The organism is Sanguibacter suaedae (assembly GCF_016342785.1).
GTDB lineage: Bacteria > Actinomycetota > Actinomycetes > Actinomycetales > Cellulomonadaceae > Sanguibacter > Sanguibacter suaedae.
On sequence record NZ_JAEINH010000003.1, the window covers coordinates 293129 to 317223 of the forward strand.

A 24095-nucleotide genomic window follows, 5' to 3' on the forward strand; every position below is an offset into this window, starting at 1 on the left:
ACGCGCGGGTTCATGGGGGACCCCGAGCTTCTCGATGAGCTGAGCAGCCGGCGTGACCTGACGTCGAGTCTTCGGTGTCACCGGTGTACCCCTCTACGACCTTCCGGTCGACGCGTGAGCGTCGGCAGGATCAGTTCGCGTGCTCGGTCCGCATCGCCTCGGCGTACTGGCGACCCTTGTAGGTGCCACACGTGGGGCAAGCAGCGTGCGACAGCTTGTCGCCCTTGCACTGCGGGCACGTGGTGAGGTTCGCGGCGGTCGTCTTCCACTGCGAACGACGCGCACGGGTGTTGCTGCGCGACATCTTGCGCTTCGGAACAGCCACGGCTAGCTCTCTTTCGTCTCGTTGAACATGCTCTGCAGAGTCGACCACCGGGGGTCGATCACGTCATGGCCGTGCTCGGGGTCGTCCGCCAGGCGCGCTCCACACTCAGAGCACAGACCCGGGCAGTCCGACGAGCACAACGGTTGGAATGGTAGTGCAGTGACCACCGAATCCCGAAGCACCGGCTCGATGTCGATCAGATCGCCCTCGAGCACACGCACCTCGTCCTCCTCGTCCCCCGCCTCCGACGCCGCATCGGCGCGCTCGGCGTACACGAACAGCTCCTGGACGGGGATGTCGATGTCCTCGACGACCTCCTCCAGGCACCGCACGCACTCGCCGACCGCTCGACCAGCGACCGAACCGGAGACCAGGACCCCTTCCATCACCGCTTCGAGCCTCAGGGAGACGTCGAGCTCGGTGCCTTCGGGGATGCCGATCACGACCGTCCCGAGATCCGCAGGAGCCGCGACGGTCCGATCGACCGACCGCATGGACCCGGGTCGTCTGCTGAGCTCGTGGGTGTCGATGACGAGCGGCGAACGGGGGTCAAGAGTGATGGGTCGCTCCATGGTACGTCCAGACAGGTGGGATCTCGGTCCGTGCCATGAGTAGCAGGACCAACAGGCAATGCTACGTCATCGACCGCGCAGAACCCAACTCAGCGCCCGGCGGTCGAGCACGCCCGGACGGTCACGCCCCGCCGCGGTCCCCGACGTCCTCCCCGAGGCGTTCGGCGAGCTTCGCCCGGCCGGCCTGGACCTGCGTGATGATCTTGCCGAGGTCGATCTCGAACTCCGCGAGCCGCCGGTCGCAGTAGTCGTCCGCCTCGTGGCGCAGCTTCGCCGCCGTCGCCTCGGCCTCCGCCACGATCTCGCGCGCACGGGTCTCAGCCTGCAGGACCACCTGCTGCTGGTCCACGAGCTGCGCGGCGCGCTCGCGCGCCGTCCGGATGATGTCCTCTGCCTCGGCCTGCGCGCCCTCGAGGACGTGGTCGGCGTCCGAGAGCACCTCGTCCGCGCGGGTCAGCTGCGTCGGCAGCGCCTCGCGGAGCTCGTCGATGAGGTCGAGGGCCTCGTTGCGGTTCACCAGCACGGAGGAGGACATCGGCATGGCCCGCGCCCGCTCGACGATGTCCGTCAGCGCGTCGAGCAGCGCCGGCACACCGACGTGCTCACCCTCCACGTAGATCTCGTTCACGTCGTCGCTGCTCATCTCACTCCTCGTCCGCGGGACCGGGGGCGTTCCCGGCGCCCACCGTGCCACCCAGTGCGGTCCGCACGGCGGAGGCAACGCCGTCCGGCACCAGATCCGTGATCGTGCCTCCGTGCCGGGCGACGTCCTTGACCAACGACGAGGCGACGTGCGCGAGAGCCGGGTCGCCGGGGACGAACACCGTCTCGACGCCGACCAGGTGGCGGTTCATGAGCGCCATCGGGAGCTCCGCGTCGAAGTCCGCACCGCCCCGCAGCCCCTTCACCACGGCGGACGCACCGAGGGACCGGCAGAAGTCGGCGAGGAGCCCGGGCACCACCTCGACACGCACCCCGTCGACGTCCGCGAGCGCGGCCCGTGCCAGCGCCACCCGCTGCTCGACGTCGAGGAGGGGGGCCTTCGAGGAGTTCCGGGCGACCCCCACGACCACCTCGTCGAACATGCTCCGCGCCCGGCGGACGATGTCGAGGTGGCCCAGGGTGATGGGGTCGAAGGACCCGGGGCAGACAGCGAGAGTCACGGTCTCACGGTAGTGCACCGTCGGTGTCGCGCTCGGCGTAGTAGACCGCGGTGTCGCCGTACGTCCTGGACGCGACGAGCCGCCACGAGGGCGGCCACGACGGCTCGGGCGACCGGCCGGAGCGTTCGACGACGACGATCCCGTCGTCCGCGAGCGCGGCCTCGAGGGAGGCGAGGACGTCGGCGACCGTCGCGTCGGTCACGTCGTACGGGGGGTCGAGGAAGACGACGTCCCAGGGGTGGGCTGCGGGGAGGGTCGCGTACCGCTCCGCGCGGTCCGTGACGACCTGCACCCCGGGGAGGCCGAGCGCGGTGACGTTCCTCGAGCACACGGCGGTGGCGGCCCGTGCGGAGTCGACGAGGACCACCGTCCGGGCACCACGGCTCGCGGCCTCGAGGCCGAGGGCGCCGGACCCGGCGTAGAGGTCGAGGACCCGGGCGTCGTCGAGCACGCCGTAGTGCTCGAGGCGCGAGAAGATCGCCTCCCGGACCCGGTCGCTGGTCGGGCGGGTGCCCCTGGGGGGCACCGCCAGTCCTCGGCCCCCGACCGTCCCTGCCACGATGCGCGTCACCGGACCAGCCTACCGAGGCGCTTGCGGTCAGGTGCGGTCAGGTGCGGTCGAGGAACTCCTCGCGCTCCCCGTCGAGGCGTTCGGCGATGGCCTCGCGCAGGGCCGGCGCCCCGTCGAGGCCCGGGTCGGCAGCGACCACCCGGGCGGCGTCCTCCCGGGCGACGGCGATGACGTCGGCGTCCTTGACGACCCGCAGGAGCCGCAGAGAGCTCGACCGCCCGGACTGCGCGGCGCCGAGGACGTCGCCCTCGCTCCGCATCTCGAGGTCGGCTGCGGCGAGCTCGAAGCCGTCGGTCGTCGCGGCGAGGGTCGCGAGACGCTCCCCCGCCGGCGAGCCGGGGGCCGCCCGCGACACGAGGAGGCAGAGCCCCGGGTCGCTCCCCCGGCCGACGCGCCCGCGCAGCTGGTGGAGCTGGGAGATCCCGAACCGGTCCGCGTCGAGGATCACCATGACGGTCGCGCTGGGCACGTCGACACCGACCTCGATGACGGTCGTCGAGACGAGGACGTCGAGGTCGCCAGCGGTGAAGGCGGCCATCGCGGACTCCTTGTCGGCCGGGGTCATCTGCCCGTGGAGCACGCCCGTCCGCACGCCGGCGAGCGCAGGCTCCGCCCGCAGCGCGTCGACGACCTCGAGGACCGCCCGCAAGGGTGCGCGCGCGTCGTCGCCGGCCTCCTCGTCGAGGGCCGTGAGCCCGTCGAGGAGATCGGGGACGTCGTCCTCCTGCTGCGGCCGGGAAGGAGCGCCCGACGGGTCGTCCGGGGTGATGCGCGGGCACACCACGTAGGCGCGGCGCCCGGCGTCGACCTCCTCGCGGACGCGTGACCAGGTGCGCGCCATCCACGCCGCGTTGTCCGCGGGCACCACGTGCGTGGTGATCCCGGCCCGCCCGGCGGGCACCTCACGAAGGGTCGAGGTCTCGAGGTCGCCGAAGACCGTCATCGCGACCGTCCGCGGGATGGGGGTCGCCGTCATGACGAGGAGGTGTGGGACCCGCTCGGCCTTGGCGCGCAGCGCGTCACGCTGCTCGACGCCGAACCGGTGCTGCTCGTCGACCACCACGAGGCCGAGGTCCGCGAACTGGACGGTGTCGCCGAGGAGCGCGTGCGTCCCGACGACGATCCCCGCAGCGCCGCTCGCCGCGTCGAGGAGGTTCTTCCTGCGCGCCGCGGTGCTCTGGGAGCCCGTGAGGAGCGCCACCCGGGTGCCGTGCTCGCGCCCGCCGAGCAGGCCGTGCTCGGCGAGGTCGCCCAGGAGCGCGGCGAGGGTGCGGGCGTGCTGCGCGGCGAGCACCTCGGTCGGGGCGAGGAGCGCGGCCTGGCCACCGGCGTCGACCACCTGGAGCATGGCCCGCAACGCCACGACCGTCTTTCCGGACCCCACCTCACCCTGGAGGAGACGTTGCATGGGCCGTGGGAGCGCCAGCTCGCGGGCCAGCTCCTCATTGACCGCGCGCTGGCCCTCGGTGAGGGAGAACGGGAGCGCGGCGTCGAAGTCCGCGAGGATGCTCGCTCCGTCACCGGGGCCGCGGAGCGGACGGGGCACCGCCTCGAGGTGGGCGACCTGCGACCGTCGCCGGGCGAGCGCCGCCTGGAGGACGAACGCCTCCTCGTACCGCAGCCGGTCCCGTCCGCGCTCCGCCTGGGCGGCGTCGGCGGGCTCGTGGACGTCGAGGAACGCCTGGTGCAGCCCGACGAGCCCCCGGGCCAGGAGCACGTCGTCCGGGACGGGGTCGGGCACGTCGGCCGGTGTCAGCGGGCCGAGGACGGTGCGCACGGCGCGCTCGACGCGCCACGTCGGCGCGGAGGCGCTCGCGGGGTAGATGGGGACGGGGCGGCCCGCCTCCGCGAGTGCGGAGGACTCGTCGTCCGCGTCGACGCCGACGAGCAGGTAGTCCGGGTGCGTGAGCTGGCGCTCGCCGCGGTACTCGGAGACGATCCCGGTGAAGAACCCGGTGCGCCCGGGCCGCAGCCGGTCCTCGTGGACGCGCAGGACACCGGGTCGCTTGGCGAAGAACGTCAGCGCGAGACGGTGGGTCCCGTCGGTGACGACCGCCTGCAGCATCGCCCCGCCGCGGGAGCGCATCTGCCGCACGGTGGCGGTGGCCACGCGTGCGACGACCGTCACGTGCTCGCCGACGGCGAGCTCGCTCATGTCCGTCATGCGGCCGGGCTCGCCGTACCGGCGCGGGTAGTGGCGCAGCAGGTCGCCGGTGGTGCGGAGACCGAGCTTGGCGAGCGGCCCGGCCGTGCGTGCGCCGAGGACCGTGGCGAGAGGCTCGTGGAGGCGGTCCGCGGGGCCCTCGCCCCACGCCTCTCCGGGCGTCGGTGCCGCGCTCACAGCTCCTCCGTCCCGACGAGCACGTCCGTCGACGCCCGACCGGAGCGCAGGAGGAGGACCTCGGTGCCGGGTCTCGCGTCCTGCGCGCGAGCGACGACCTCGTCGACCACCGTCGCGTCCGCCTCCTCGTCCACGAGGAGCGTGAGGAGGACCTCGGCGCCCGCCGTCGCCCCTGCGACGCGTCCCGCCACGGTCGCACCGGCCGCTGCGACCGTGAGCCCTCCCACGGAGGCGACGTGCACCGACCCGGCGGCGTCGAGCGCCTCGGTGACGCGGTCGGTCTGCGGTGCGCCGGCCCATGCCGCGAGGGCGGCGACGACGTGGAGGTCGGTGCGCGGCGGGGCGACGGTCACCCTGGGGAGAGCGTCGGGCGCTTCGTCACCGTCACCCGTGGCCGCGAGAGCGCGTGCCGCCTCGTAGGAGGACTCGTCGACGGGGAGGACGAGGACGCGGTCCTCACCGGTCTCGAGCACCGCGCGGCGCAGGTCGGCGGTGGTGACGTCCTCGTCGACGCGCAGGACCACGACGGCACCGCTGCGCGCGAGGTCCGCGACGAGGCCGGGCGCCGTCGTGCAGGCGACCACGCCACCCGACCCGGGACCGGCGTCCCGGGGCCCTACGACCTGGAGCGCGAGGCTGCGGACGACCACCTGCCGGACCGTCGGACGTCGGCCGTCCTCATCGCGGGCGACGACGCGCACCACGTCCTCGGGACGGTCGGTGTGCACGTGGACCTGCCACATCGCGCCCCCTGGGGCGGCCGCGGGGCCAGGCACGTCGCCTCCCACCACGACGACCGACTCCCCCAGCTCCTGGAGGTCCCGACGCAGGCGACCCCCGACGTCGCGCGACGCAGCGACCCGGTCCGCGCCGTCCCGGTGCTCGACGACGAGGACCACCTCGAACTCGCCGTCCACGGCGGGACGGCCAGGACGCGCCAACGCTCGGTCGGCGCTCTGCTCAGGGGCGGAGAGGGAGCCCATGAGGACGACGGTGCCCTGACCCTCCGACAAGGCACCCGCCGTCGAACCGGTACCGGCCGCGACGCAGAGCGCGTCGAGGACCAGGGACAGCCCGTACGCGCCGGCGTCGAGCACGTTCGCCGCGCGCAGGACGTCGAGCTCGTCCGCGCTGCGCCCGAGCGCCTGCCGCGCACCGTCCCGCGCCGCCGTGAGGACGCCCACGACGTCGCTCCCGTCCGCCAGCGCCGTCGCGGCGCACGCGGCGGCGACCTCGGCCGCGCTGAGGATGGTCCCGCGCCTGGGGTCGGCGACGGCGCGGCCCGCCGCCTCGGACGCCCCCGCGAGAGCCCGGGCCGTCACCACCGCGTCGACGACGTCGTCCGCCGCGCCCACGGCGAGCCCACGGAGGTACTCGCTGAGGATGACACCGGAGTTGCCCCGTGCGCCGAGGAGCGCACCGTGGGCGAGCGCGGCGAGGAGGGCACCGACGGACGCCCCGGCCGACTGCCGGTCGACCTCCTCCTTCGCCCGCGCGAAGGTCAGGCAGAGGTTGGTCCCCGTGTCCGCGTCCGCCACGGGGAAGACGTTCGCGGAGTCGATGACCCCACGGGCCGCTCCGAGCGCCCGGCAGGCGGTGATCGCCCAGGTGCGGACGGTGTCGGGGGTGAGGGCGTCGCCGGTGCCCTGCTGCACCGCCGGTCCCGCCGGTCCCGCCAGTCCTGCCATGTCGAGGTCCTCCTCGGTCGTCCGGACGGACACGACTTGAGACCGCGCCCGCGCATCGGCTACCCTATCGAGGTTGCCCGGACACACACGGGCATGCGGTCATCCTCAGCACACCACCCACGGGCCCGGCCCGTGACCGGTGATGCGAGGGCCCGCATCCACAGACCATTGAATTCGCCGCCCACCGCGGCGTGCATGACGATCAGGAGAGACCGTGGCTGCCAACTGCGAAGTCTGCGCAAAGGGCCCGAGCTTCGGGCACAGCATCTCGCACTCGCACGTGCGCACGAAGCGCCGCTGGAACCCGAACATCCAGCGTGTTCGCGCAATCGTCAACGGCGCGCCCAAGCGCCTCAACGTGTGCACCTCGTGCCTCAAGGCAGGCAAGGTCACCCGCAACGTCTGAGACTCCCCAGCAGGACTCTCACCGAGAGCCCGTCGGACCACGTGTCCGACGGGCTCTCGTGCTCTCCGGAGGCGCGCGCTGTTGGCTCACCGCCCCGATCGTGGCAGGCTGAGCCCGTGGACCAACTCGACGACGTGACCATCCGCCCGGCGACACCGCAGGACGCAGGCGCCATCGCTCGCATCCACATCGCCTCGTGGCGCGAGGCGTACGCCGGCATCGTGCCGGACGAGTACCTCGCGTCCCTCGACGAGGACGCGCGCGAGGAGCGGTGGACGACGATCCTCTCCGACGAGCCGTCCCGGACGTGGATCGCCCAGGTCGCACGGCGGACCGTCGGGTTCGCCAGCGTCGGCCCCAGCCGGGACGAGGACGCCGAGCCCGGTGACCTCGAGCTCTACTCGATCTACCTCGACCCCGAGTCCTGGGGGCGGGGCGTCGCCCGGGACCTCATGCGCACGATCCTCACCGAGGTCCCCGAGACGACCCCCATGTCGCTCTGGGTGATCGCCGACAACGCTCGCGCCCAGCACTTCTACAAGCGCCACGGGTTCGCCGCGGACGGCGTCGAGCGCCTGGAGCAGTACGGCGACAAGAGCGTCACCGAGATCCGCTACCGCCGCGCCTGACGGCCCCGCCTCATCCCGAGAAGTGGTCCCACCCGCCGCCCACGGCCGCGGGCGCACCCTCGACGGTCACCGGCCCGGACGAGCCGGGAGCCGTCGCGACCACACGGCCGACACGTCTGAACCCCGCCGGGAGGTCCCCGTCCGGGAAGGTCGCGAGCATGCCGTGGTCCTCACCCCCGGTGAGGACCCACGTCGTCGCGTCACGTCCCAGCGCGTCCGCCGCCACCCGTACGGCGGCCAGGTCCTCGGCCAGCGCGGTGCCGGGGGCGTCGAGGTCGAGGACGACCCCGCTCGCCCGGGCGATCCGGCCCGCGTCGCGCACCAGGCCGTCAGACACGTCCATCATCGAGGTCGCCCCGGCACGTGCCGCCTCGAGCCCTGCCTCGAGCGGCGGGTCGGGGCGCAGGAACGCGGTGACGAGCGCCTCACCGACGTCAGGGCGCCCTTCCCTGAGCAGCTCGAGCCCTGCGGCCGACCGTCCGAGGACCCCGGCGTGGGCGACGACGTCCCCCGGGCGCGCGCCGGACCGCAGCACCGGGGCACGCCCCTCGAGGTCCCCGTGGACGGTGACGGCGGCCACCACCGCGTCCCCACCCGAGAGATCTCCCCCGACGACCGCGGCCCCGACCTCGGCGCATGCCAGGGCGAGGCCCCGCGCGAACCCCGTCACCCAGTCCACCTCGACGTCCCCGGGCACCACGAGGGACACGACGAGCGAGGTCGGCCGGGCCCCCATCGCGGCGACGTCGGCGAGGTTCTGCATCGCGGCCCGCCACCCCACGTCCTCACCGGAGGACCAGGAACGCACGAAGTGCCGGTCCTCGACGAGCACGTCCGTCGACACGACGAAGCGACCGTCGGGGGCGGCCACCACCGCGGCATCGTCACCCGGGCCCACGAGCGTCGAGGAACCCGACGGGAGCAGGGGGAAGATCCGGGCGAGGAGCTGCTCCTCGGAGAGGTCGCGGACGAGCTCTGGCATGGTCACGAAGGAACCCTATCCGCCATCCCCTCCCGAGGACCCGCGTGCACGCCCGCAGGCGCCACGGGCGGGGGCGGATAGAGTTGACGCCGTGCCAGCCCAGCGACGTCCCCGCCCCTCGACCTCCCTGGTGCTCGCGGCGGCGCTCGCCGCCATCACCACCGCGGGGTGCGCCGCGACCATCTCGGTCCCCGCAGGGCCCGACGCCGCCAACCCGCTCTGCGCACGCGCCGTGCTCGCGGTCCCCGGCAAGGTGGCCGGTCAGGAGAAGGTCCGTGCGTCCGGTCAGGCGACCGCCGCCTGGGGCCAGGCAGGGGCTGCCGTGACGCTGCGCTGCGGTGTCGAGCCGCCGACCCCCACCACGGAGGACTGCCAGTCGATCACCGTGGACGTCCGGGGCGAGGAGACCGTGTTCGACTGGATCGCCGTCCAGGACGACGCGGGCTGGACGTTCGTCACCTACGGTCGTGAACCCGCGGTGTCCGTCCAGGTCCCGGCATCGCTCGCGCTCGAGCAGCCGACCGCCGCGCTCGTCGACCTGGCGGCCGCCGTCAACGAGATCCCCGCGACCCGCCAGTGCGTCTGATCCCTGTCAGCGCAGACCGGTAGGACGTTCCAGCGCGAGCTCGAGGAGCTCGGTGATGAGGTCGGGGTAGGACAGCCCCGTCCTCTCCCACATCCGGGGGTACATGGAGAACTGGGTGAACCCCGGCATCGTGTTGATCTCGTTGACGACCACGTCCCCCCCGTCGGTGACGAACACGTCGACGCGCGAGAGCCCTTCCGCACCGACGGCCTCGAAGGTCCGCACCGCGACGTCGCGGACCTCCTCGACGAGCTCTGGCGGGAGGTCGGCCGGGCAGGAGAGGGCCACGTCCTGCTCCGCGAGGTACTTCGCCTCGAAGTCGTAGAAGTCCCGCCCGTCGGCCGTCACCACGATCTCGCCGGGCAGCGACGCCCGGGGCCGGGAGCCACCGCGCCCACCGAGCACCGCGCACTCGATCTCACGCCCGACCACGCCCGCCTCGACGATGACCTTCGGGTCGTGACGCTGCGCCTCGGCGATGGCCGCCGGGAGGTCCGCGAGGTCGCTCACCCTGCTGATGCCGAGGCTCGACCCGGCGCGCGCGGGCTTGACGAAGACCGGCAGGCCCAGGTGCGCCACCGACTCCGTCCAGGCCTGCGGGTTCGCCTCCCACTCCCCCGGCCGGATCACCGTGAACGGTGAGATCGGCAGGCCCTGGCCGGCGAGCACGAGCTTCATGAAGTGCTTGTCCATGCCGACGGCCGACGCGAGGACGCCCGCGCCCACGTACCGGACGTCGGCCATCTCGAGGAGCCCCTGGAGGGTCCCGTCCTCCCCGAACGGGCCGTGCAGGAGCGGGAAGACGACGTCGACGTCCCCGAGCACGCGCGGGACGTCGTCCTGCGCGAGGACCCGCACGGCGCGCTGGTCCACGGACAGCGGCAGGATCACCTCGTGCGTCGACGGCTCGACCTCAGGGAGGTGCCCCTCGCGGATCGTCCACCGATCGGGGTCGTCGTCCGCGAGGACCCACTGCCCGTCGCGCGTGATGCCCACCGGGGTGACGTCGAACCGGGTGCGGTCGATGGAGCGCAGCACGCCGGCGGCCGTCGCGCACGAGATGACGTGCTCGCCGGACCGCCCCCCGAAGAGCAGGACCACCCGGACACGAGCGTCCGGGTCCGGAGCCGTGGACGGCGTCGTAGCGGTAGCGGCTGCGCCGCGCTTGTCGTGCTCGTCGTGCTCGTCGTGCTCGTCGTGCTCGTCGTGCGGAGCAGCAGGCTGGGGTGCGTGTTCGGTAGACATCGCGTGCGACTTTACCGGAGCGCGAGGCATACTCTCGGTCCCATGGACCACTCATCCCCCGAGCCTGCACACGCCCCTCACGACCGCCACGAGACGTCCCTGTCCCGCGCCACCCGTGCCGTCACGTCGGGCCGCCCGGCGCGGACCGGCGGGGCGCCCGTGAACCCGCCCGTCGTCCTGTCCTCGACGTACGTCTCGGCGGGCGTCCCGCAGCCCGGCGAGAAGCTCTACACGCGTGCAGGAACCGAGACGTGGGAGCCCTTCGAGCAGGCCGTCGCCGACCTCGAGGGTGCGTCCGAGCCCGGGATCGTCTTCGCGTCCGGCATGGCCGCCATCGCAGCCGTCCTGTCCTTCGTGCCCGACGGGGGCACCCTCGTCGTGCCGCGGCACGCCTACCAGGTCACCCTGGGGTTCGCCGACGACCTGGCCGCACGGCACGGGGTGCGCGTCGTGCGGGTGGACGTCGCCGAGACCGCGGCGACCGTCGCGGCGTTCGAGGGCGCGGACCTCGTGTGGATCGAGTCCCCCACCAACCCGATGCTCGAGGTCGCGGACGTACCCGCGCTCGTCGACGCGGCGCACCGGGCGGGCGCTCTCGTCGCCGTGGACAACACCTTCGCCACACCTCTCGTCCAGCGCCCCCTGGAGCTCGGGGCCGACGTCGTGGTGCACTCCGTGACCAAGTACCTCGCCGGGCACTCCGACGTCGTCCTCGGGCTCGCCGCGACCAGCTCGCCGCACCTCGCGGAGCAGATCCGCGCGTACCGGACGCTCCACGGTGCCGTCGCCGGGCCGTGGGAGGTCTGGCTCGCGCTGCGCGGCCTGCGCACCCTGGCGCTGCGCGTCGAGCGCGCGCAGGCGAACGCCGCCGAGCTCGCACGCCGCCTCCAGACGCACCCCGCCGTCGCGGAGGTCCGCCACCCGAGCCTCCCGACCGATCCCGGCCACGCGGTCGCGGCCCGGGACATGGATGGCTTCGGGGCGATCCTCGGGGTCCGTCCACGTGGCGGCGCCGCCGCGGCGGATGCGGTCGTCGACGCCGTGCGCCTCTGGGTGCCGGCCACGAGCCTCGGGGGCGTGGAGTCCTCCCTCGAGCGTCGCCGCCGGTTCTCCACCGAGTCGCTCACCGTCCCGGACGACCTCTTGCGCCTGAGCGTCGGCATCGAGGACGTCGACGACCTCTGGGCCGACCTCGACGGCGCCCTGAACCGGATCGTTGCGGAGCCGCAACAGTCCTGACCCCCGCACCACCTGCCCGACCCTCCCGTCGCCCGTAGGGTCGAGGAGAAGGCCGCACCACCGACGACACACACCCTGGGGGCGACGATGACGACGACGCGACCGATCCGTACCACCGCCGGGCGACCCGGGCGCCCGGCCCGAGCAGGAGGCACCTTGCGCCTCGTCGGGGCTGGGACGATCGGGCTCCTGCTCCTCGCCGGCTGCTCCGCCGACCCGGAGCCGGTGAGCACCACTACACCGTCGAGCACGGTGACCGACACCGAGACCTCGGAGCCCGTTCCCACGTCGACGAGCTCCGCACCGATGCCGGACGCGGCCACCACGGCACCGCCGGACACGGCCGACGACGAGCCGGCCGACGAGATGCCGTTCCCCGCCAACACCCTGCCCGACACCGCCGAGGCGTCGGCGGGGGCCGCCCTCACCGTCGTCGACGTCCGCACCGGACGCCACGACGGCTTCGACCGCGTGGTCTACGAGATGGAGGGGCCGGGGACCCCGGGGTGGTACGTCGAGTACGTCGACCAGGCTGAGCAGGCCGGCAGCGGGAAGGTCCTCGACCTCGCCGGGGACGGCACGCTCGCCGTGCGCATCTCGGGGAGCGGCTACCCCATGGACAGCGGGGCGGATCCCTTCTCGCACGACGGCCCCGTCGAGGGCGAGGGGACGGTCGTGGTGACCGAGGCCCGCGGGTGGAGCGTGTTCGAGGGGATCACCGACGCGTTCGTCGGCCTCACCGAGGCCGGGCACCCGTTCCGGGTGCACCTTCTCGAGGACCCCGTGCGGGTCGTGGTCGACGTCGCGCACACCACGGGGTGATCCCGGCAGCGCCGGAGGCGCCGGGGCGGGTCAGGCCTTCTCGGACTTCTGCGGCCGGGCGAGCAGGCCCCGGGCCATCTCCCCGACCGGCAGACCCTCGTGGAGGACGGCCACCACGGCCTCGGTGATGGGCATGTCGACGTCCACGGACCGGGCGAGCTCGAGGACGGACCGGCACGACTTCACGCCTTCAGCGGTGCCGCCGGTCGCGACGATCGCCTCGTCGAGCGTCATGCCCTGGCCGATGTGCTTGCCGAGGGTGTGGTTCCTCGAAGACGGTGACGCGCAGGTCGCCATGAGGTCGCCCATGCCGGCCAGACCGGGGAACGTCTCGGCGTCCGCTCCGAGCACGAGCCCGAGCCGGGTGATCTCGGCGAGACCCCGGGTGATGACGGTCGCGGTCGTGTTGAAGCCGAAGCCGCGCCCCTGGGCCATCCCCACCGCGAGGGCGATGACGTTCTTCACGGCACCGCAGAGCTCGACCCCGACGACGTCGGGGTTCGTGTACGGGCGGAAGTAGCCCGACGAGCACGCCCGGGCGACGAGCGCGGCCGTCTGCGGGTCGCTCGACGACACGACGGTCGCCGTGGGCTGCCGCTGGGCGATCTCTCCCGCGAGGTTGGGGCCGGAGACCACGGCGACGCGGTCCGGCGGCAGGCCGAGCGCGTCCCCGACGACCTGGCTCATACGCTGGTCCGTGCTCAGCTCGACGCCCTTCATGAGGGACACGGCCACGGCCTTGTCGGGGATCAGGTCCCGCAACGGCTCGAGCGTGGCACGCGCGCTCTGCGACGGGATGGCGACGACCACGAGGTCGACGTCGTCGACGGCGGCACGGACGTCGGTGGTCCCCGTGATCCCGGCCGACAGCACGATCCCCGGCAGGTAGCGGTCGTTCTCGTGCTCGGTGGTGATCCGTGCGGCGAGGGCCTCGTCGCGGCCCCAGAGCCGCACCGTGCACCCTGCGTCCGCGAGCACCTGGGCGAACGTCGTGCCCCAGGCCCCGGAGCCCAGGACCGCGGCGATCACGAGGGGTCCTTCTCGGTCGGCACGTCCTTGACGGTGCGGCGCATGTCGTACCGCACCGTGGGTGCCTCCTCCTGGCGGATGCCCTCGAGGAGAGCGGTGATGGCGGCCATGATGCGCTCAGTGGCCTCGACGAGCACGGCGGCGTCGAGGGGGCGGTCGTAGAGGTCGTCGAGGTCGACGGGCGGTCCAGCGTGCATCGACACCTTCTTCCGCGGGAAGAGGCTCAGGCGCTTGGAGTACTGCGGGAGGATGAGCTGCGGACCCCATTGGGCGACGGGGATCACGGGGACACGGCTGCTCAGCGCGAGCCGCGCGGCACCGGTCTTGCCCGCCATGGGCCACAGGCCCGGGTCGCGGGTGAGCGTCCCCTCGGGGAACACGGCGACGCACTCCCCCGCCCGCAGCTGACGGACGGCTTCGGCGAGCGACGCTGCGGCTCCCGCGGTGTTGCGCTGCACGGGGATCATCCCGGTCCGGTCGAGGACGGTCCGCAGGACCGGCACCTTCCACAGCGAGGACTTCGCGAGGATCCTCGGGGGGCGCGCCGTGTCGTAGAGGAAGTGGGCGAACGTCAGGGGGTCGAGGTTCGTCATGTGGTTGCCCGCTGCGATGAAGCCGCTGTCCGTCGGGAAGTGCTCGGTGCCCTTCCAGTCGCGGGTGCTCACCATGAACAGGAACGGCTTCACGACGCCCGCGACCATGCGGTACGTGAGGTTCTTGCCGTTCCCGGTTGCGGGGGTTGCCTCGTTCGTCACCGGGAAAGGCTACCGCGACGCCGGGAGGTGGCTGCCTCCCGGCGTCGTGGAGTCACTCGCGGCTGAACTCAGCGCCGAGCGCCTCGAGCTTCTCGGTGAAGCGCTCGTACCCGCGGTCGATGAGCTGGATGCCACGGACCGTGGAGGTGCCCTTGGCGGTGAGCGCGGCGATGAGGTGGCTGAACCCGCCCCGCAGGTCCGGGACCTCGATCTCCGCCGCGGCGAGCGGCGTCGGGCCGGAGATCACGGCCGAGTGGTAGAAGTTCCGCTGGCCGAACCGGCAGGGCCGACCACCGAGGCAGTCCTTGTAGACCTGGATGGTGGCGCCCATGCCGACGAGCGCGTCGGTGAAGCCGAAGCGGTTCTCGTAGACGGTCTCGTGGACGATCGACAGGCCGGTCGCCTGCGTCAGGGCCACGACGAGCGGCTGCTGCCAGTCCGTCATGAACCCGGGGTGGACGTCCGTCTCGAGGACGATGGACCGCAGGTCGCCGCCGGGGTGGAAGAAGCGGATGCCCTCGTCCTGGACGTCGAACTCCCCCCCGACCTTGCGGAAGGTGTTGAGGAACGCCGTCATCTCGGGCTGCGTGGCTCCCTTGACGAAGATGTCACCGTGCGTGGCCAGCGCCGCCGACGCCCAGGACGCGGCCTCGATGCGGTCGCCCAGCGCCGTGTGCCGGTAGCCCGACAGGCGCGCCACGCCCTCGATGCGGATGACGCGGTCGGTGTCGACCGAGATGATTGCGCCCATCTTCTGCAGGACGTTGATGAGGTCCATGATCTCGGGCTCGATGGCTGCGTTGGACAGCTCGGTGATGCCCTCGGCGCGGACGGCCGTGAGGAGAAGCTGCTCGGTGGCCCCCACGCTCGGGTACGGCAGCGTGATCTTGGTGCCGCGCAGGCCGTTGGGGGCCGCGAGGTAGATCCCCTGCTCGCGCTTGTCCACGTGCGCGCCGAACTGGCGCAGGATGTCCAGGTGGTAGTTGATGGGCCGGTCGCCGATGCGGCAGCCGCCCAGGTCGGGGATGAACGCCTCGCCGAGCCGGTGCAGCAGCGGCCCGCAGAAGAGGATGGGGATGCGGCTCGACCCTGCGTGCGCGTCGATGTCGGCGACGTGCGCCGACTCGACGTTGCTGGGGTCGAGGCGCAGCACGCCGGCGGGCGCGTCGTAGTCGACGGTGACGCCGTGGAGCTCGAGGAGCCCGGACACGACCGCGACGTCGCGGATCTCCGGGACGTTCCGCAGCTCGCTGGGCGTGTCCCCGAGGAGGGACGCGACCATGGCCTTGGAGACGAAGTTCTTCGCGCCACGCACGGTGATGGTTCCGTCCAACGGGGTGCCGCCGTTGACGTAGAGCAGATCGTTCATGTGCTTATCGTCGCCTATCCCTGGGCCCTGCACCTACTCCGGGTACGGATGTGCACGGGGTCTTCACGTGCAGAACGCCCCCGCACCGCTCCGTGTTCCCTCCGGAGCGGTGCGGGGGCGTCCTCGGCGGCCGTCAGGAGACGGGACGCGCAGCCTCGATGTCGACGGGCGGGAGGTGCCGCGCAGGGAGCGTCGTGGGCCGCCACGACGCTCGCGACGTCTCGAACTCGGTGATCTCGTCGGCGTGCTGGAGGGTGAGCCCGATGTCGTCGAGCCCTTCCATGAGGCGCCAGCGGGTGTAGTCGTCGACGTGGATCGGGACGACGACGTCGTCGGCGCTCGCCGTGCGGTCGACGAGGTTCACCGTGACCTCGGTCCCCGGCCTGGTCTCGAGGACCTTCCAGAGGAGCTCGACGTCCTCCTGGGCGACCTGGGCGGCGAGGAGGCCCTGCTTGCCCGAGTTGCCGCGGAAGATGTCGGCGAACCTCGAGCAGAGGACCGCCTTGAACCCGTAGTCCTTGAGCGCCCAGACGGCGTGCTCGCGGGACGAGCCGGTCCCGAAGTCGGGTCCGGCCACGAGGACGGAGCCGCTCGAGTAGGCGGGCTGGTTGAGGACGAAGGACTCGTCCCCGCGCCAGGCGGCGAAGAGCGCGTCCTCGAACCCCGTGCGGGTGACCCGCTTGAGGTAGACGGCGGGGATGATCTGGTCGGTGTCGACGTTGCTGCGCCGCAGCGGCACGCCCACCCCGGTGTGCGTCGTGAACTTCTCCATGGTGGCTCCTGGAAGGTGTGTGGTGGGCGTCAGGCGGGCTGGAGGGCGTCGGTGTCCGCCGCGTCGTTCGCGAGGTCGGCGGGCGAGGAGAGTGTGCCGCGGATCGCGGTCGCGGCGGCGACGAGCGGCGACACGAGGTGCGTGCGCCCCCCCTTGCCCTGGCGGCCCTCGAAGTTGCGGTTGGAGGTCGACGCGCTCCGCTCGCCGGGGGCGAGCTGGTCGGGGTTCATGCCGAGGCACATGGAGCAGCCCGCGTTACGCCATTCGGCGCCGAAGTCCTTGAAGACCGCGTCGAGTCCCTCGGCCTCCGCCTGGAGGCGCACGCGAGCGGACCCGGGCACCACGAGGACGCGCAGGGTGTCGGCCTTCTTCCGGCCCTCGATGATCTCGGCGACCGCTCGCAGGTCCTCGATGCGCCCGTTGGTGCACGACCCGATGAAGACCGTGTCGACCGCGATGTCCCGCAGCGGGGTGCCGGGGTTGAGGCCCATGTACTCGATGGCGCGCTCGGCGGCCACGCGGTCGTTCTCGTCGGCGATCTCCTCGGGGACGGGGACGTTCGCCGACAGGGGCAGCCCCTGGCCCGGGTTGGTGCCCCACGTGACGAAGGGCTCGAGGTCGTCGGCGTGGAGGACCACCTCGGCGTCGAACGTCGCGTCGTCGTCGGAGCGCAGGGTGCGCCAGTACTCGACAGCCGCGTCCCAGTCGGCGCCCTCCGGGGCGTGCGGGCGCCCCTTGAGGTACTCGAAGGTGGTCTCGTCGGGCGCGATCATCCCGGCCCGGGCACCCGCCTCGATGGACATGTTGCAGATGGTCATCCGCCCCTCCATGGAGAGGTTCCGGATGGCCTCGCCGCGGTACTCCAGGACGTAGCCCTGGCCACCGCCGGTGCCGATCTTCGCGATGACCGCGAGGATGATGTCCTTCGCGGTGCTGCCCTCGGGCAGGGCCCCGTCGACGGTGATGGCCATGGTCCGGAAGGGCTGGAGCGGTAGGGTCTGCGTGGCGAGGACGTGCTCGACCTCGCTCGTCCCGATACCGAAGGCCAGCGCCCCGAAGGCGCCGTGGGTGGAGGTGTGCGAGTCCCCGCAGACGACGGTGAGCCCCGGCATGGTCAGCCCGAGCTGCGGCCCGACGACGTGGACGATCCCCTGGTCTGCGTCACCGAGCGAGTGGATCCGGACACCGAACTCGCGGGCGTTGTTCCGCAGCGTGTCGATCTGCGTGCGGCTGGTGAGGTCGGCGATGGGCAGGTCGATGTCGAGGGTGGGGGTGTTGTGGTCCTCGGTCGCGATCGTGAGGTCCGGGCGTCGCACGGGGCGCCCCGCGAGGCGCAGCCCCTCGAACGCCTGGGGGCTCGTCACCTCGTGGACGAGGTGGAGGTCGATGTAGAGGAGGTCGGGTGACCCGTCGCTACCGCGGCGCACCAGGTGTGCGTCCCATACCTTCTCTGCCAGCGTGCCGGCCATCACAGTTCCTCTCGTGTGCGATCACCCAGGTTCCGGGCGCTTCCCGGTCGATCTCCGGAGAGCCAGCTTGCGTCTCAGCCTTCGAGACTGCAATATCGACCTATGGACAATTCTAGCGGAGTCGGAGTGCTGGACAAGGCAGCCTCCGTCCTGGGTGCTCTCGAAGCCGGCCCAGCAACCCTCGCACAGCTCGTCGCAGCGACCCGACTGGCACGCCCGACCGCCCACCGCCTCGCCGTGGCGCTCGAGCACCACCGGCTCGTCACCCGCGACATGCAGGGACGGTTCGTCCTCGGACCGCGCCTCAACGAGCTCGCGACCGCGGCGGGCGAGGACCGCCTCCTCGCAGCGGCGAACCCGGTGCTCACGGCGCTGCGCGACCACACGGGCGAGAGCGCCCAGCTCTACCGGCGCCAGGGCGACCAGCGCATCTGCGTCGCCGCGGCGGAGCGGCCGGTGGGGCTTCGCGACTCGATCCCCGTCGGCGCCACCCTCACCATGCACGCCGGCTCGGCCGCGCAGATCCTCCTGGCGTGGGAGGAGCCCGACCGCCTCCACCGCGGGCTCCAGGGGGCGAAGTTCACCGCGACGATCCTCTCAGGAGTTCGTCGGCGCGGATGGGCCCAGTCGGTGTCCGAGCGCGAGGTGGGTGTCGCCTCCGTCTCCGCACCCGTCAGGGGTCCGTCCGGCCGGATCGTGGCGGCGGTCTCGATCTCCGGCCCCGTCGAGCGCCTGAGCCGGCAGCCCGGCCGCCTCCACGCCGGGTCCGTCGTGGCCGCCGCGAACCGGCTGACCGAGGTGCTGCGCCGGACCGGGGAGTAACAGGACGATTTGGGAGGGTCCGCCCTTCCTGAAATACGCTGGTCGCGCTCTCACCGGGTCGTTCGCTCAACCACCATGGGCTCGCCTGGCTTCGCCTACACACCGCCTCGAAGGATGCCCGTGACACTGCACGAGTCCACTCGCCTCGCCCACGGTCCCGGGCCGAAGCTCCACAGGCCTGCCCTCCGCGCCGACATCCAGGCGCTGCGGGCGCTCGCTGTCGGACTCGTCGTCCTCTACCACTTCTGGCCCAACCGGCTTGCTGGCGGATTCGTGGGCGTCGACGTGTTCTTCGTGATATCCGGCTTCCTCATAACCCTCCAGATCGTGAAGGAAGCCGACGAGACCGGCCGTATCAGGCTCGGTAGGTTCTGGGTACGACGCGCACTTCGCCTTCTTCCTGCGGCCCTTCTCGTGCTCGGCGCCACGACGGCGGCAACCCTCGTCTTCTTCCCGAAACACCTCTGGCAACAGACGTTCCGGGAGATCGGTGCCGCAACCGTGTACATCGAGAACTGGGTCCTCGCGGCCGACTCTGTCAACTACATGGCCTCGAACAACACGGCTTCCCCGGTCCAGCACTTCTGGACGCTCTCGGTGGAAGAGCAGTTCTACATCGCCATCCCGATCATCGCAGCGCTCGTGCTCCTCTCGGCGTCGTGGCGTCGCAACCTCGGCGCTCTCTACGGAATCGTACTCGTCGCGTCTCTCGCCTACTCGGTCTACGCGACGGAGACAGCACCATCAGTGGCGTACTTCGCGACCACCACTCGCGCCTGGGAGTTTGCAGCGGGAGGGCTCTTGGCGATCTCTGGCTCGGTCGCTCCGGCACGAGCCAGGCCGATCGCAGCATGGACCGGCATCGCGCTCATCGTCTACAGCGGGATTCAGTTCACCGCAGCCACGCCCTTCCCTGGCTACGCGGCAGCCCTGCCTGTGCTCGGAACCGCCCTCGTCATCTGGGCGCATCACGATGCCGGCGCTTTTCGTCGGTCCACACACCTCCCTTTCGTTCAGACCGCGGGGAACATCTCTTATTCGATCTACCTCTGGCACTGGCCTCTGATCGTCGTAGGTGGAATCGCGCTCGGCCGGGATCTAGATGCGGTACTGAAGTTACTTCTTCTCGTCGCGACGTTCTCACTCGCCTACATCTCCACCCGATTCTTGGAGAACCCGATCCGCTTCCGAGCAGTCCGTGCCGCGCGGCCTCGCCGAATCGCACTCGCCAGCATCTGCGCAGTCATGGTCGGGATACTCGCCGCCTCGGCGGCCGGATGGGCATATGTCGAGCGCCGTGTGGAAGCACTAGGAGAATCGGCCGACGCCATCGCTATCGCCCAGGCGGATCCGTGCTTCGGAGCAGGCTATCTGGTAACCCCCCGTTGTCCTGAGCCCACAGTGCTGACACCAGATGTCGACGTGTTCCAGGAGGACGACGGCAATCGAGCCGAGTGCTGGGGCACGGTGTGCACGTTGGAGACGTCGGGCGTGCCCACGAAGCGCGTAGCCGTCGTGGGCGACTCGCACAGCAACGCCTTGCTCCCCGCCTACGATCAACTTCCAGAGGCACTCGGCTGGGAGATCGACGTCTTCGGTGTCGGCGGGTGCTATCTGACGAGCGCCAAGATTAACCGCGGCAACGCGGACCTCGAAGAGCAGTGCCGCGCGTGGAACTCTACGACGCAACAGACCCTGCTGGACGGAGGATACGACGCGGTCCTCGTTACGCACTTCGAGGGGTTCCCGCTGCACGTCCCTGCGGGAACTGACCCACGGTCGGCGGAGATCGACGGGCAGGTAGAGGCGTGGACTCCCCTCCTCGACGCCGGGATCAGCGTGATCGCGATCTCGGACAACCCTCGCTTCCCGGGCTCAACTCTCGAGTGCATCGCGCAGAACGGCCTCGACGCCGCTCAGCACTGTCGGACACCCAGGTCAGAGGCGCTCCCAGAGGTCAGCAGCAGCGAGGCAGCCGCCCAGAAGACCGACGCGCTGTACCTCGATCTGTCTGACGCCTACTGCTCTGTCGACTTCTGCGCACCCGTTGTGGGGGGCGTGATCGTGCTGCACGACCGCGATCACATCTCCGGTAGCTTCGCCGCCTCGTTGGGTCCCGTGATAGTCCGCAAGCTCGAAGAGAGTGCGATCTAGGTCGTCTGTTCGCGTCAAGATCGGGCCCCACTGGGCACACACCGGTCTGCGCTCCGCCGTGCAGGTACTGACTACCTGCACGGCGGGCTGGTCGTCTCGCCCAGAGGGGTCAGGCCCGGAAAACACCGCAGGCCCGGTCGGCGAGCGACCGGGCCTGCGGTGATGCCGAAGCATCCATGTACCCCCAACGGGATTTGAACCCGTGTTACCGCCGTGAGAGGGCGGCGTCCTAGGCCGCTAGACGATGGGGGCCTAAGCCGGACCGATCACGCCGAGGCGTGGCGATTCGGTGCCGTCCGCGGCCCGATGGACCATGGACGATGCGTACCCCCAACGGGATTTGAACCCGTGTTACCGCCGTGAGAGGGCGGCGTCCTAGGCCGCTAGACGATGGGGGCCTAAGCTCGACGCCCGGAGGGCGACGTGCCGATGCGAACGCTATCGAACTCGGCCTCCGTGAGGAAGACCAAGCATGCTGCGCTCTGCGCTGGGGTACCAGGACTCGAACCTAGAATGACGGTACCAGAAACCGTTGTGTTGCCAATTACACCATACCCCATGGGGGTAAGACTCTCCGGCCTGCTCTTCTCCACCAACGACGCGTCAGGCGAGAAATGCTCCTGACGCACCTGTGGCTTCCGAAGGTTTTCCGGGGGGCCTACCGTCGGAAAACACTACCCGAGTCTCTCGCTCTCGCCAAACCGGCCGAGCGTGACGAGCGCCACGCCGACCCCAGGGGTGGCTCGGAGCCCCTCCCCGGCTCCGAGCCACCATGCTCACGCATCGACGCCGAGCATCCCGACGACCTCCCGCAACGACGGTACGACGACGATCCCCTCGGCCTCGGCGAGCGCCGGGTCCTCGAGGTGCGGTCCGCCCCGGCGGGCACCGGGCCGGTCGACCCAGACCGCGCGCAGGCCTGCCGCAAGTGCCCCTCGCGCGTCGACGTCGAGCTCGTCACCCACGTACACGGTCCGGTGCGGTTCGGTGCCGAGCAGACGGCAGGCCTCGAGGAACACACGGGGGTCGGGCTTGCCCACCCCCAGCGTGTCGACACCGACGAGCATCGGGACGTCACCGAGACCTGCCCGCTCGAGCTTGAGCACCTGGTAGTCGAAGGCCGCGTTGGACAGCGCGCCGACCTTCAGGCCGTGCGCGGCGAGGTCAGCGACGCACGAGGCTGCCTCTGCGTGGGCGGCCCAGCCGTCCTGGAAGGCCCCCTCGAAGACGGCGTCCCACTCCTCGAAGGCCTCGTCGGGCACGGGCGCTCCCCCGAACTCCTCCTGGAGCAGGTTCGCCCGCGCCAGGCGCTGGGCCCGGAACGTCGTCTCGCCACGGGTGTACGCCCGGTAGTGCCCCAGGGCGTCGCGCCGCCAGTGCACGAGGACCTCGTCGTGGCGGTCCGCCGGAAGATCGGGGAGGTACGTCTCCGCGATGCGCCGCATGGCGACCCCGAAGGCGCTGCGCGTGTCGACGAGGGTGTCGTCGACGTCGAAGAGCACCCCGTCGACCTGGCCGCCGAGGAGCGGCAGCGGCTCCCGGCTCACAGGCGCGCGCGGAGGGCGCGCAACCGGGTCAGGGACGCCTCGCGCCCGAGGATCTCCATGGACTCGAAGAGCGGCGGCGAGACCCGCCTCCCGGTGATCGCGACCCGCAGGGGGGCGAACGCGAACCGGGGCTTGATGCCCATCTCCTCGACGAGGACCGCCTTGAGGGCCTCCTGCTGGGCTGCCGGGGAGAAGTCCTCGAGCGCCTCGAGGGTCGCGACCGACCGGTCGAGGACGTCCGCCGCCTCGGGCCGGAGCGCTGCGAGGGCCTCGTCCTCGAACGTGACCGCGTCGTCGGCCACGAAGAGGAACCCGAGCATGCCCGGAGCCTCGCCGAGGAGCGTCATGCGCTCCTGGACGAGGGGCGCGGCGGCCTCGAGGAGGGCCCGCTCGGCCGCCTCGAGCTCGTCGTAGGTGGATGCAGCGAGCGCACAGCTCGCATGGAGGTACGGGACGAGGCGGGCGCGGAAGTCCTCCGGTGCGAGCCGACGCAGGTGGGTGGCGTTGATCGCCTCCGCCTTCTTCAGGTCGAAGCGTGCCGGGTTGGGCAGCACGTCCGCGACGTCGAAGGCCGCGACGAGCTCGTCGATCGTGAAGATGTCGTTGTCCGCGGAGATGCTCCAGCCGAGGAGCGCCAGGTAGTTGAGCAGACCCTCGGGGGTGAAGCCCCGCTCGCGGTGGAGGAAGAGGTTGGACTCCGGGTCACGCTTGGAGAGCTTCTTGTTGCCCTCCCCCATGACGTACGGGAGGTGTCCGAAGGCCGGCATGACCGTGGCGACGCCGATCTCGAGGAGCGCCCGGTAGAGGACGACCTGGCGCGGCGTGGAGGACAGGAGGTCCTCCCCGCGGAGCACGTGGGTGATGCCCATGAGCGCGTCGTCGACGGGGTTCACGAGGGTGTAGAGGGGCTGGCCGTTGGCGCGGACGATGACGAAGTCCGGAACGGTGCCCGCCTTGAACGTCACGTCACCACGGACGAGGTCGGTGAACGTCACGTCCTCGTCGGGCATGCGGAGACGGAGGACGGGCTCACGGCCCTCCGCGCGGAACCCGGCCCTCTGCTCGTCGGTGAGATCGCGGTCGAAGCCGTCGTACCCCATGACCTTGGGCCGCCCTGCGGCGACGTTGCGCGCCTCGATCTCCTCCGGCCTGGAGAACGACTCGTACGCGTACCCGCCCTCCACGAGGCGACGCACCACGTCCTGGTAGATCTCGCCGCGCCGGGACTGCCGGTACGGCTCGTGCGGGCCGCCCACCTCGACGCCCTCGTCCCAGTCGAGGCCGAGCCAGCGGAGCGCGTCGAGGAGCTGCGTGTAGCTCTCCTCGGAGTCGCGCTCGGCGTCCGTGTCCTCGATGCGGAACACGAACGTCCCGCCGACGTGGCGCGCGTACGCCCAGTTGAACAGCGCCGTCCGGACGAGGCCGACGTGCGGCGTCCCGGTGGGCGACGGGCAGAACCGGACGCGGACGTCGCTGCCGGCCACGGGCGTGGTGAGGTTGGTGGGGGCGGTTGACTCAGAGGGCACGGACACACCTGGGTTTCGTCGGTGTTGCGGGTGGGCTGGTGAGCGGCCCTGGCGGGCCGCGTCGAGGTCCCGAAGCATGGCCT

The 24095-nt window shown here is 71.7% G+C and carries 23 protein-coding genes and 3 tRNA genes; 7 read left to right on the top strand and 19 right to left on the bottom strand.

The window, feature by feature from the left end:
- Positions 1-130: 130 nt before the first annotated feature.
- The 7 genes from rpmF to JAV76_RS05465 all read right to left on the bottom strand — a co-directional run bounded on the left by rpmF (position 131) and on the right by JAV76_RS05465 (position 6660).
- A complete protein-coding gene (gene rpmF, locus JAV76_RS05435; protein WP_198732998.1) occupies positions 131-325 on the bottom strand; it encodes a 50S ribosomal protein L32 in 195 nt (64 codons plus the stop codon).
- Positions 326-327: 2 nt separating this feature from the next.
- Positions 328-897: a YceD family protein gene (locus tag JAV76_RS05440; RefSeq protein ID WP_198732999.1), complete on the bottom strand. Its 570-nt coding sequence runs from the start codon at positions 895-897 to the stop codon at positions 328-330.
- Between the two features lie 121 nt (positions 898-1018).
- Positions 1019-1540, bottom strand: coding sequence for an ATP synthase subunit B family protein (locus JAV76_RS05445; protein ID WP_198733000.1), 522 nt, complete (start codon positions 1538-1540; stop codon positions 1019-1021).
- Position 1541: 1 nt separating this feature from the next.
- A complete protein-coding gene (gene coaD, locus JAV76_RS05450; RefSeq protein WP_198733001.1) occupies positions 1542-2060 on the bottom strand; it encodes a pantetheine-phosphate adenylyltransferase in 519 nt (172 codons plus the stop codon).
- Positions 2061-2064: 4 nt separating this feature from the next.
- Entirely contained in the window at positions 2065-2631 is a 567-nt protein-coding gene (rsmD, locus tag JAV76_RS05455) for a 16S rRNA (guanine(966)-N(2))-methyltransferase RsmD (RefSeq protein ID WP_198733002.1), read from the bottom strand.
- Positions 2632-2668: 37 nt separating this feature from the next.
- Complete coding sequence (locus tag JAV76_RS05460) at positions 2669-4972, bottom strand: ATP-dependent DNA helicase RecG (RefSeq protein WP_198733083.1); 2304 nt, start codon at positions 4970-4972, stop codon at positions 2669-2671.
- Positions 4969-6660: a DAK2 domain-containing protein gene (locus JAV76_RS05465; RefSeq protein ID WP_198733003.1), complete on the bottom strand. Its 1692-nt coding sequence runs from the start codon at positions 6658-6660 to the stop codon at positions 4969-4971. The genes JAV76_RS05460 and JAV76_RS05465 overlap by 4 nt, the downstream gene beginning before the upstream one ends.
- 214 nt (positions 6661-6874) lie before the next feature.
- Between JAV76_RS05465 and rpmB the strand changes: the two genes are divergently transcribed.
- Together rpmB and JAV76_RS05475 are read left to right on the top strand one after the other, a co-directional pair.
- Positions 6875-7066 (top strand): 50S ribosomal protein L28, encoded by a 192-nt coding sequence (gene rpmB, locus JAV76_RS05470; protein ID WP_198733004.1) that lies wholly within the window; start codon positions 6875-6877, stop codon positions 7064-7066.
- 116 nt (positions 7067-7182) lie between these two features.
- Positions 7183-7695 (top strand): GNAT family N-acetyltransferase, encoded by a 513-nt coding sequence (locus JAV76_RS05475; RefSeq protein WP_198733005.1) that lies wholly within the window; start codon positions 7183-7185, stop codon positions 7693-7695.
- A gap of 10 nt (positions 7696-7705) precedes the next feature.
- Here JAV76_RS05475 and JAV76_RS05480 read toward each other — a convergent pair whose 3' ends face one another.
- Positions 7706-8677, bottom strand: coding sequence for a thiamine-phosphate kinase (locus JAV76_RS05480; protein ID WP_198733076.1), 972 nt, complete (start codon positions 8675-8677; stop codon positions 7706-7708).
- Between the two features lie 91 nt (positions 8678-8768).
- Between JAV76_RS05480 and JAV76_RS05485 the strand changes: the two genes are divergently transcribed.
- Entirely contained in the window at positions 8769-9263 is a 495-nt protein-coding gene (locus JAV76_RS05485; RefSeq protein ID WP_307844007.1) for a DUF3515 family protein, read from the top strand.
- A 6-nt stretch (positions 9264-9269) separates the two neighbouring features.
- Here the strand turns inward: JAV76_RS05485 and JAV76_RS05490 are convergent, their stop codons facing one another.
- Positions 9270-10508: a D-alanine--D-alanine ligase family protein gene (locus tag JAV76_RS05490; RefSeq protein ID WP_198733006.1), complete on the bottom strand. Its 1239-nt coding sequence runs from the start codon at positions 10506-10508 to the stop codon at positions 9270-9272.
- 42 nt (positions 10509-10550) lie between these two features.
- Between JAV76_RS05490 and JAV76_RS05495 the strand changes: the two genes are divergently transcribed.
- Positions 10551-11747, top strand: a complete 1197-nt coding sequence (locus JAV76_RS05495; RefSeq protein WP_198733007.1) for a trans-sulfuration enzyme family protein — start codon at positions 10551-10553, stop codon at positions 11745-11747.
- A 156-nt stretch (positions 11748-11903) separates the two neighbouring features.
- Complete coding sequence (locus JAV76_RS05500; protein WP_198733008.1) at positions 11904-12569, top strand: AMIN-like domain-containing (lipo)protein; 666 nt, start codon at positions 11904-11906, stop codon at positions 12567-12569.
- Positions 12570-12599: 30 nt separating this feature from the next.
- On the opposite strand, the gene JAV76_RS05505 is transcribed toward JAV76_RS05500, so the two are convergent.
- The 5 genes from JAV76_RS05505 to leuC form a co-directional block, all read right to left on the bottom strand.
- Positions 12600-13598, bottom strand: coding sequence for an NAD(P)H-dependent glycerol-3-phosphate dehydrogenase (locus tag JAV76_RS05505; protein ID WP_198733009.1), 999 nt, complete (start codon positions 13596-13598; stop codon positions 12600-12602).
- On the bottom strand, positions 13595-14353 hold the full coding sequence (locus tag JAV76_RS05510; protein WP_307844008.1) for a lysophospholipid acyltransferase family protein: 759 nt from the start codon (positions 14351-14353) through the stop codon (positions 13595-13597). The genes JAV76_RS05505 and JAV76_RS05510 overlap by 4 nt, the downstream gene beginning before the upstream one ends.
- 52 nt (positions 14354-14405) lie before the next feature.
- Positions 14406-15722, bottom strand: coding sequence for a UDP-N-acetylglucosamine 1-carboxyvinyltransferase (gene murA / locus JAV76_RS05515; protein WP_198733010.1), 1317 nt, complete (start codon positions 15720-15722; stop codon positions 14406-14408).
- A 133-nt stretch (positions 15723-15855) separates the two neighbouring features.
- Entirely contained in the window at positions 15856-16494 is a 639-nt protein-coding gene (gene leuD, locus JAV76_RS05520; protein WP_198733011.1) for a 3-isopropylmalate dehydratase small subunit, read from the bottom strand.
- Positions 16495-16523: 29 nt separating this feature from the next.
- Positions 16524-17963, bottom strand: coding sequence for a 3-isopropylmalate dehydratase large subunit (gene leuC / locus JAV76_RS05525; protein WP_198733012.1), 1440 nt, complete (start codon positions 17961-17963; stop codon positions 16524-16526).
- Between the two features lie 102 nt (positions 17964-18065).
- On the opposite strand from leuC, the gene JAV76_RS05530 reads away from it, so the two are divergent.
- Positions 18066-18785: an IclR family transcriptional regulator gene (locus JAV76_RS05530; protein ID WP_198733013.1), complete on the top strand. Its 720-nt coding sequence runs from the start codon at positions 18066-18068 to the stop codon at positions 18783-18785.
- Positions 18786-18905: 120 nt separating this feature from the next.
- Entirely contained in the window at positions 18906-20939 is a 2034-nt protein-coding gene (locus tag JAV76_RS05535; protein ID WP_198733014.1) for an acyltransferase family protein, read from the top strand.
- Positions 20940-21118: 179 nt separating this feature from the next.
- Here the strand turns inward: JAV76_RS05535 and JAV76_RS05540 are convergent.
- The 5 genes from JAV76_RS05540 to gltX all read right to left on the bottom strand — a co-directional run bounded on the left by JAV76_RS05540 (position 21119) and on the right by gltX (position 24012).
- Positions 21119-21191: transfer RNA gene (locus tag JAV76_RS05540), tRNA-Glu, on the bottom strand.
- 73 nt (positions 21192-21264) lie between these two features.
- Positions 21265-21337: transfer RNA gene (locus JAV76_RS05545), tRNA-Glu, on the bottom strand.
- An 89-nt stretch (positions 21338-21426) separates the two neighbouring features.
- Positions 21427-21498 (bottom strand) — tRNA-Gln (locus tag JAV76_RS05550).
- Positions 21499-21715: 217 nt separating this feature from the next.
- Complete coding sequence (locus JAV76_RS05555; protein ID WP_307844009.1) at positions 21716-22486, bottom strand: HAD family hydrolase; 771 nt, start codon at positions 22484-22486, stop codon at positions 21716-21718.
- On the bottom strand, positions 22483-24012 hold the full coding sequence (gene gltX / locus JAV76_RS05560) for a glutamate--tRNA ligase (RefSeq protein WP_307844010.1): 1530 nt from the start codon (positions 24010-24012) through the stop codon (positions 22483-22485). The genes JAV76_RS05555 and gltX overlap by 4 nt, the downstream gene beginning before the upstream one ends.
- Positions 24013-24095 lie beyond the last annotated feature (83 nt).

Coding starts and splice junctions, on each gene's coding strand:
- leuC (WP_198733012.1), bottom strand. CDS start 17,963: ATGGCCGGCACGCTGGCAGAGAAGGTATGGGACGCACACCTGGTGCGC.
- JAV76_RS05445 (WP_198733000.1), bottom strand. CDS start 1,540: ATGAGCAGCGACGACGTGAACGAGATCTACGTGGAGGGTGAGCACGTC.
- murA (WP_198733010.1), bottom strand. CDS start 15,722: ATGAACGATCTGCTCTACGTCAACGGCGGCACCCCGTTGGACGGAACC.
- leuD (WP_198733011.1), bottom strand. CDS start 16,494: ATGGAGAAGTTCACGACGCACACCGGGGTGGGCGTGCCGCTGCGGCGC.
- JAV76_RS05465 (WP_198733003.1), bottom strand. CDS start 6,660: ATGGCAGGACTGGCGGGACCGGCGGGACCGGCGGTGCAGCAGGGCACC.
- JAV76_RS05495 (WP_198733007.1), top strand. CDS start 10,551: ATGGACCACTCATCCCCCGAGCCTGCACACGCCCCTCACGACCGCCAC.
- JAV76_RS05480 (WP_198733076.1), bottom strand. CDS start 8,677: ATGCCAGAGCTCGTCCGCGACCTCTCCGAGGAGCAGCTCCTCGCCCGG.
- JAV76_RS05440 (WP_198732999.1), bottom strand. CDS start 897: ATGGAGCGACCCATCACTCTTGACCCCCGTTCGCCGCTCGTCATCGAC.
- JAV76_RS05490 (WP_198733006.1), bottom strand. CDS start 10,508: ATGTCTACCGAACACGCACCCCAGCCTGCTGCTCCGCACGACGAGCAC.
- JAV76_RS05530 (WP_198733013.1), top strand. CDS start 18,066: ATGGACAATTCTAGCGGAGTCGGAGTGCTGGACAAGGCAGCCTCCGTC.